9 protein-coding genes and 1 pseudogene are annotated in these 7,530 nt (G+C 63.2%); 4 read left to right on the plus strand and 6 right to left on the minus strand.

The genetic code is table 11. The features are described from left to right. From ACIREA_RS21985 to ACIREA_RS22000, 4 genes and pseudogenes are all read right to left on the minus strand, one after another. Window positions 1–197 (minus strand): annotated as a pseudogene (locus tag ACIREA_RS21985) (pyrrolo-quinoline quinone); the annotation flags it as partial. 288 nt (window positions 198–485) lie between these two features. Further along, complete coding sequence (tnpA, locus tag ACIREA_RS21990) at window positions 486–986, minus strand: IS200/IS605 family transposase (RefSeq protein ID WP_397384506.1); 501 nt, start codon at window positions 984–986, stop codon at window positions 486–488. A gap of 110 nt (window positions 987–1,096) precedes the next feature. Continuing rightward, window positions 1,097–1,567, minus strand: a complete 471-nt coding sequence (locus ACIREA_RS21995; RefSeq protein ID WP_397384507.1) for a DUF4304 domain-containing protein — start codon at window positions 1,565–1,567, stop codon at window positions 1,097–1,099. A gap of 107 nt (window positions 1,568–1,674) precedes the next feature. Further along, window positions 1,675–3,177: a cellulose synthase family protein gene (locus ACIREA_RS22000; protein WP_397384508.1), complete on the minus strand. Its 1,503-nt coding sequence runs from the start codon at window positions 3,175–3,177 to the stop codon at window positions 1,675–1,677. 424 nt (window positions 3,178–3,601) lie between these two features. Here ACIREA_RS22000 and ACIREA_RS22005 point away from each other — a divergent pair, with 424 nt between their 5' ends. Together ACIREA_RS22005 and ACIREA_RS22010 are read left to right on the plus strand one after the other, a co-directional pair. Further along, window positions 3,602–4,396: a class I SAM-dependent methyltransferase gene (locus tag ACIREA_RS22005; protein WP_397384509.1), complete on the plus strand. Its 795-nt coding sequence runs from the start codon at window positions 3,602–3,604 to the stop codon at window positions 4,394–4,396. A 170-nt stretch (window positions 4,397–4,566) separates the two neighbouring features. Further along, window positions 4,567–5,544, plus strand: a complete 978-nt coding sequence (locus tag ACIREA_RS22010; protein WP_397384510.1) for a GDSL-type esterase/lipase family protein — start codon at window positions 4,567–4,569, stop codon at window positions 5,542–5,544. Window positions 5,545–5,770: 226 nt separating this feature from the next. On the opposite strand, the gene ACIREA_RS22015 is transcribed toward ACIREA_RS22010, so the two are convergent. Further along, window positions 5,771–6,070 carry a type II toxin-antitoxin system RelE/ParE family toxin gene (locus ACIREA_RS22015; RefSeq protein WP_397384512.1) on the minus strand — a complete coding sequence of 100 codons (300 nt, stop codon included), beginning with the start codon at window positions 6,068–6,070 and terminating at the stop codon, window positions 5,771–5,773. A 5-nt stretch (window positions 6,071–6,075) separates the two neighbouring features. Further along, entirely contained in the window at window positions 6,076–6,444 is a 369-nt protein-coding gene (locus ACIREA_RS22020; protein ID WP_397384513.1) for a type II toxin-antitoxin system ParD family antitoxin, read from the minus strand. A 75-nt stretch (window positions 6,445–6,519) separates the two neighbouring features. Here ACIREA_RS22020 and ACIREA_RS22025 point away from each other — a divergent pair, with 75 nt between their 5' ends. Both ACIREA_RS22025 and ACIREA_RS22030 read left to right on the plus strand, forming a co-directional pair. Continuing rightward, a complete protein-coding gene (locus ACIREA_RS22025; RefSeq protein WP_397384514.1) occupies window positions 6,520–6,888 on the plus strand; it encodes a PQQ-binding-like beta-propeller repeat protein in 369 nt (122 codons plus the stop codon). Beyond that, complete coding sequence (locus ACIREA_RS22030) at window positions 6,860–7,393, plus strand: very short patch repair endonuclease (RefSeq protein WP_397384515.1); 534 nt, start codon at window positions 6,860–6,862, stop codon at window positions 7,391–7,393. Before ACIREA_RS22025 ends, ACIREA_RS22030 begins: the two co-directional genes overlap by 29 nt. The last annotated feature ends 137 nt before the right edge of the window (window positions 7,394–7,530 follow it).

A 7,530-nucleotide genomic window follows, 5' to 3' on the forward strand; every position in this document is an offset into this window, starting at 1 on the left:
CCCGGCCCGGGCATGTCCGCTTTCCAGAGCAGGTTTTCCGTGTCGCTCCACTTCAGCGGCACCTTGGATTCCGTGACGATGGCCGCCCCCGTGGGCCCGAGGAAACGCGGCCAGTCATTGCCAGCGGCGGTGAGTAGCGTGGGCGTGGCGAGAGCGAGCGTGAGGGAGTATGCGAAGGCGCGGGGGAACAATTTCATGCGGGGAGGAATAACCCGGGGAGGGCGGGAAAGTTACGCGGGGTTGTTTGGGGGATTGAATCATCGGCCTCTGCAATGACCCAATCAGCGGCATGGCACATCCAAAGCGCGTATCGATGGCATCACCGTTCAACCTGCGCCTATTTCGCAGCTCGACTCCGGAAGCGCGTAGCGCTGGCACAATGGTAGCCGTGGGTGCTAACCCACGGAACCGCGTGGCCATACCGTTCGAATTCCGTGGAACCGCGTAGCGGTGACACAAACCTCCGCATCAGCCCAAGTCCACGATCACGCGATGTATCGGTCGTCGTATTTGATTTTGGCTTCATCCAGCATGCGCCGCAGTTCTCCCAGAAAATCCGTGTGCTGATGGTGCACCTGCTGGTCCTTGATATAACGAATCACGGCATCCTTTTCGCGGATCGAAATCGTGAAGGCACCATAGCCGTCCTGCCAGCCGTTGAATCCCGGGAAGATGCCCTCCTGGCTGATCCACCGGCTGGTGTTGGCTTTCAGTTCGCGCATGTAATCCGCCAGCGACAGGGATGAATGCAAGGACATCAGGATGTGCACGTGGTCATCCATCGCGTTGATGCGGTGAAGGTGGCAATTCAGGCCCTGATGAACGCCCCAGACGTAGCGAAAGAATTCCTCCCGCCGGGTTTCCCGCAGAACCGTGGCACGCTCCTTGGTGGAGAACACGATGTGATACAGGATCTGCGTGTAGGTGTTGGCCATGGCGGAGGCGATGGGTGCGCGGAGATTTGTGTCACCGCTACGCGGTTCCACAATCTTGGCAACGGTGGGTTGTCTGCTTACCGTGGGTTTCACCCACGGCTACCGTTATGCCAGCGCTACGCGCTTTCGATCCATGAAGACGATTGTCTTCCGAGATCGGGCTAAGGTTCAATTCCAAGATGTTTCCGCGCCGCGAGAGTTACAGCTCCGCCTTTGAAGGTCCCGTTCTCAATTGCTAGCTTCAAGTCATTTGACTCTCGAAGCTGGTTAAAAAATGGGACCACCAGTTGAATCAGTATCTGTTGAATTCCGATGGTGCGCTCCGCCTCGGCGACGCCTTGCTGTTCGAGATCGAACAGCTCTTCACATTGACTCCGGTGGTCGGCGAAAGCCGAACCAATCCTTATCCACACAGGGCATTTGTGGACCTTTGGAAAGGGCATGCCCTCGACCGACATACCCTCGGGAGCGAAGCAGAGATTAACGTAAAACTGTCCCCCGTAAGCCGACTTCTGCAAATCAACTGCCTGCAACGTTCCAGCATTCTGGCGATACCATGTCGATCCCCGTTTTTTAAAGCCCTGCTGAGACAAGACTCCGTCGATCACAGTTTCCAGACCCTTCTTGTTCATGCTCATTGATGGTGGCGACCTCGTTGCGCTGACGTGCATGCGGTGCTTCCTTGGTCAGCACCATCTGCTAACTCCAGTTGCGGCGCAACTGGTCAACTCCCCACCCCTCACACCACCGCCGGAGCCGGCTGCGGAGCCTGAAACGCGGACATCGAAAAACGCTTCATCAGCGATCCGGCGGCCACGTACCCGAATCCAAAAAAGAACAGCAGGAGGAACGGAATGCTGCCCCACTGGCCGCGCTGGGCGGCGAGGGCGATCATCCAGCCGAAGTAGCCGGTGAGCAGGACTTCGATCCACAGGGCGATGGACTTGCCGGCCTTGTAGCGGGAGCGCTGCTTGCTGGCCTGCGCTTTGTTTTCCATGCCGTATTTCGGCGTGCGGACGAATTCGGACGACTGATTGAGCAGCGCCTCCAGCACGGCCTTGCCGTTGTTGATGCTCATGCCGATGCCGAGGGCGAGCAGCATGGGCACATACGGCAGGGTTTTGAGCCAGCCCCAGCGGCCCTGGGCGCCCTGCGCGGTCATGTAAAAGATGATGACGCTGAGGGAGGCGAAGAAGAACACGGGCACGTCCACAAACACCGCCTTGTGCCAGCTGCTGCCCATCACGAAATTCGCGGGGTACATCAGCACCAGGGTGCAAAGCGTGAGCAGGTAGGCGAAGTTCGACGTGAGGTGGGAGGTGGCCTCGATCTTCAGGCTCAGGGGGATGTCGCTGCGCCACACGTTCCCGAGGGTCTTTTTGCACACCTGGATGCTGCCCTTGGTCCAGCGGTGCTGCTGGCTCTTGAACCCGTCCATGTCCGGCGGGAGCTCGGCGGGGACGACGACGTCCTTGAGGTAGATGAATTTCCAGCCCTTGAGCTGCGCGCGGTAGCTGAGGTCCAGATCTTCCGTGAGGGTGTCGTGCTGCCAGCCGCCGCCGGTTTCGATGGCGGCCCGGCGCCAGATGCCGGCGGTGCCGTTGAAGTTGAGGAATTCGCCGTGGCGGCTGCGGGCCGTCTGTTCCAACACGAGGTGGCCGTCGAGAAACAGGGCCTGCAGCTTGGTGAGGAGGGAGAAATTCTTGTTCAGGTGCCCCCAGCGCGCCTGCACCATGCCGACTTTCTCGTCGGTGAAGTGGTGGATCACCTGCTTGAGGTAGTCCGGTGCCGGCTGGAAGTCGGCGTCGAAAATGCAGATGTACTCGCCCTTGGCGGAGGTCATGCCTTCGTCCAGAGCGCCGGCCTTGAAGCCGTTGCGGTTCGTGCGGTGGCGGTACTCGATGTCGTAGCCTTGGGCCTTCAGATCGGCGGAGAGCTTCTCGGCGTGCGGGGCGGTTTCGTCCGTGGAATCGTCCAGCACCTGGATCTGCAGGCGGTCGCGCGGGTAGTCCAGGGCGCTGACGGTGCGCAGGAGGTTTTCCACCACGTGGAGCTCGTTGAAAATGGGGAGCTGCACGGTGATGACGGGCAGTTCGGCGAACTCATGGGGAGGCACCGGCACGTCCATGCGGTGTTTCCAATAATGGTATAACACTTTGATTCTGTGCGCACCAAAGGCGGACAGAGCGGTGAAAACGAGGATGTAGCTGGTAAACCAGAAGAAATTATCCCAAACAATCATATCGGAAGGGGAAGCGGGGCACGGGGCGCAATCAATCTCCACCAGTCACCAACAATCAAGCAGCATTTCGGGTGCCAGCAGGGGCGGGATTTTTAAGCGGCTTGTGGAGGAGGGCGCTACTTGTGGGGTGCCAGAGAGGAGAGGGATCATCCTGATCCCTCACGCTTCCGCTGTCACCCATCGATCTCAGATCTGCCCAAACCGGGCGCTCCGGACGTAGTATGGGCGTGGCGACAGCCCGCCCGTCCATGAGCGTGCTGCCAACGCCATGCGCGTGCTGCCAACGCCATGCGCGTGCGGGCGTCCTCGCCGTCGGGCGGTTTGGCGGAGAGGGCTGCGGGTGAATGGGAGGGCCCGGCACGCCAAACACACCCAACCTACGGCCGGAGTGGCGCAGCGCTCCGTTTGCTCCATGGTGCCCCCCATGCCCACCGAACAGCGCGACTGGTACGACACGCCCCTCTACTACGACATCGTCTTTGACGACGGCACCCTCAAGGAGGCGGACTTTCTGGAAGAGGCCTACGCCAAGTACGCCACTCCCGCCAAGGGCCACCGCCTGCTGGAGCCCGCCTGCGGCAGCGGCCGTCTGGCGCTGGAGCTGGCCAGTCGCGGCTGGGAGGTCAGCGGGTTCGATGGCAACGCGCACATGATCGCCTTTGCCCAGCAGCGGCTGGAGAAGGCGGGGGTGAAGGCGCGCCTGTGGGAGGACTGGATGCAGAGCTTCACCCTGCCCAAGGGCGTGAAGGGCGGCTTTGACATGGCCCACTGCCTCGTCAGCACCTTCAAGTACCTGCTCAAGGAAAAGGACGCCGCCGAGTGCCTGCGCCGCGTGGCCGCCACCCTGCGCCCCGGCGGCGTGTTCTTCCTGGGCCTGCACCTCACGGATTATGACCGCGAGGAAGACGAGCACGAACGCTGGGTGGCCAGGCGCGGCAGCATCGAAGTCGTGTGCAACACCCACACCTGGCCCGCCGACCGCAAGACGCGCCTGGAGCAGCTGCGCACCCGCCTCAAGATCACCGACTCCGGCCGCACCCACACGCAGGAGACCCGCTGGCAGTTCCGCACCTACAGCGCCGCCCAAATGAAGGCCCTCCTCCGCAAAGTCCCCGAGCTGGAGTACCTGGAGTGCTACGATTTTACGTATGACCTCACCGAGCCCCGCAAATTTGACGACAGCTATGCGGACGTGCTGCTGGTGCTGAGGAAGAGGTAGGGGGGAGGGGGACCACACGCCCTCTGAAATAGGTCTTATAGGACCTATTCGACCTATAGGCCCTATTCCTCACCGCTCGCGTCTCTTCCTGCGCCCTCCACCACCCACCGCCAACAACCCCAAACCTCCCCCTAGACAACTCCCACCGCCTCCGCTCCAATAGCGCCCGCATGAATTTGAAATCCCTGGCCGGCCTCGTGGTGCTTCTGAGCGCCTCCTTTGCATCCGCTCAAGCTCCGGAGACGGACGCCCCTGCTGCCTCCGCACCGGCGCAGCCCTCCTCCTTTCAGTTTCAGGACGGCGACCGCGTCGTCCTCATCGGCAACACCGTGCTGGAGCGCGAGCAGCGTTACGGCTCCTTTGAGCCCCGGCTCGCGCTCGCCCTCGGCGAAGAAAAAGTCACCGTGCGCAATCTCGCCTGGAGCGGCGACACCGTCTTTGGCCATGCGCGCTCCTACTTCGGCCCGCCGGAAGAAGGCCTGCAGCGCCTCTCCGTGCACCTGGAAATGCTCAAGCCCACCGTCGTCATCCTCTGCTACGGCAGCGAGCTCGCTTTCGAGCGCCTCGGCTCCCTGCCGGACTTCCTCACCGGCTACCGCAATCTCCTCGACCTCATCCGCTCCAAATCCCCCGGCGTGCGCGTCATCATCGCCACCCCGCCGCCGCTGGAGACCTTGCCGCCCCCGCTGCCAGACCTCAGCGCCGCCAACCGCAACCTCTCCAGCCTGCGCGATGCCCTGCACAAATTTGCCCTCATGCAGAACGCGTATTTTGTCGATTGGTTCGAGCTCATGGGCGGCCTCCCCAAGCCCGGCGTCATCCGCAAGCCCCTCACCGAAAACGGCGTGCACTACACCCGCGAAGGCTATGAAAAGCTCAGCGCCAAGCTCATCGAAGGCCTCGGCCTCAAGCTCCCCGATGCGCCCTCCCCCGCGCTGGAAAACCTCCGCCGCGCCGTCATCGCCAAAGACACCCTCTTCTTCAACCGCTGGCGTCCGCACAACGAGACCTACCTCTTCGGCTTCCGCAAACACGAGCAGGGTCAGAACGCCAAGGAAATCCCCATGTTCGACCCCCTCATCGCCCAGGGCGATGCGACGATCCAGAAGCTGAAGGAAGAAGCCCTGCAGCAGGCGCGGAGGCCGTGAGGTGTGGCGGCGTCAGCCGCCAATCGTCCTCGTCCTCCTACTCGAACTCGTCCTCGATCCTAGCGCGCCGCCGAGGCCCAAGCGGTTTGCCATCGTTGGCGATGGTTTGCAGTGGTTTGCGATTGTTGAAGTGTCGCCGCACGCCAGCAAAGTTGCCCTGTTCCTGCGGAACAGGGGATCCCTTCGGCCACAGCCACAAGGCAACTTTCCTCACTGATCCCTCCCTCTACGAAGCCGGGAAACTGATCTGCCGAATGTCCCGCGCTGAATGCAGGACGCGCAGCAGGAGAATCCCATCCTCCGTCAGGCGAAAGTAAAAGCAGTACCTACCCAGCGGGAAGCTGCGGCAGTGCTGGGCCAGTTCGGGACGCGGACGACCCAGACCAGGATGAAGAGCCAGATGGTTAAACTTGAGCGCGAAGCGGCCCAAGAGCCGATCCGCCTGCAGCACGCTGTCAGCAGCCACATACTCCCAGATCTCCTTGAGATCCGACTGCGCAGAGAGAGTGAGATCGACCCGGGGCATGCGTGCTAGGCCGTCTTGAGCGCGGCACGCTCGCGGTGGCGCTCCGCGAGAAAGGAGGTCACGTCAAATCCCTGCACCACCTCGCCCCGGTCAGCCTGATCCACGGCGTGCTGGATGTCCGCACGCAGCGCGGCCAGCTTGGTGGATTCCGCCTCGGAGAGCGGTGCCTCCACCTGCTCTTTGAAGGTGGTCAGCAGGCTGACGAAAAAGGCATCCGCATCCTGATAGTCGCCGGACTGCACCGAGGCGGCGACGAACTGGCTGAGGTCGTCAGGAAGCTGGATCGCGAGCGAGGACATGCCACCAGTGTATCCACCGGGAGCCGGTTTGTCGAGAGTCTGCTGCGGGTGAGCGCCAGCAAAGTGGCCATTCATTCCCCCCGCCCCCCCATTCCAAACCGCGCCCCATCTTCCACTGGCGCGTCCCCGCGCCCGGCTACCCTTTCCACCATGAACCTCAACGACCTCCTCTTCACCGGCTTCAACCGCCGCGTCGCCGCTGTGCACCGGGACAGCGGCGAGATCCTCTGGGGCTGGCAGGCCCCGGAGGTCACCGGACTCGCCAGCCTGCTGTCGCGCGGCAGCGGCTTCGTCAGCCTCCTGCCGGACGGCGACCGCCTCTTCGTCAGCATCAGCGGCTACCTGTATGCGCTGGATGCCCTGACGGGAACCCCGCTCTGGATGAACGAGATGAAAGGCTTCGGCATGGGCGTGGCCAGCCTCGCCACCATGAGCGCCAGCACCAGCCCCCACCTCCTCGCAGCCGCCACTGCCACCGCAGCCCGCTCAGGTGCTGCGGCCGCCAGTTCCGCCGGGTAAACGCAGGCTGCACCCACCGCCCCTCCACCCCATGCCCGACGTCTTCACCCCAGCCAAGCGCAGCGAGGTGATGAGCCGCATCCGCTCCACCGGCAATGCCGCCACGGAGCTGCGCCTGCGGGACATGCTGCGCGCCGCGCACATCACCGGCTGGCGGCGGCACCTGTCCCTGTGCATGCCCCATCCCCGGGCCGCAGAGAAGAAGACGCGACGGCCCCGTGTGCGGCCTGACTTCGTGTTTCGCGCCCAGCGCGTCGTCGTCTTTGTGGACGGCTGCTTCTGGCACGGCTGCCCCCGCCACGCCACCCGCCCCCGGCAGAACCGGAAATTCTGGGACGAAAAGATCGCCCGCAACCGCCAGCGCGATCGCCTCGTCATCCGCGAGCTCCGCAAATCCGGCTGGACCGTCCTCCGCCTCTGGGAATGCGCCCTGTCCCGCAAGCGCCAGGCCCACACCCTGGCCCGCCTGCGCCGCGCGCTGGGCTCTGTGGAGCGCGGACTTTAGTCCGCAGCACTCCGCAAGCACACGGCGCTCCGCTCTCCTCCCAGTGGCCCCTCCACACCGAAAGTCAGCGTGATTGCGACGCGCAGCATGAACCCCCACCCGCTGTGCGCAGGCGACCTGCTGCGGACTGAAGTCCG

The organism is Prosthecobacter sp., assembly GCF_044373815.1.
In the GTDB taxonomy this organism is placed as follows: Bacteria; Verrucomicrobiota; Verrucomicrobiia; order Verrucomicrobiales; family Verrucomicrobiaceae; genus Prosthecobacter.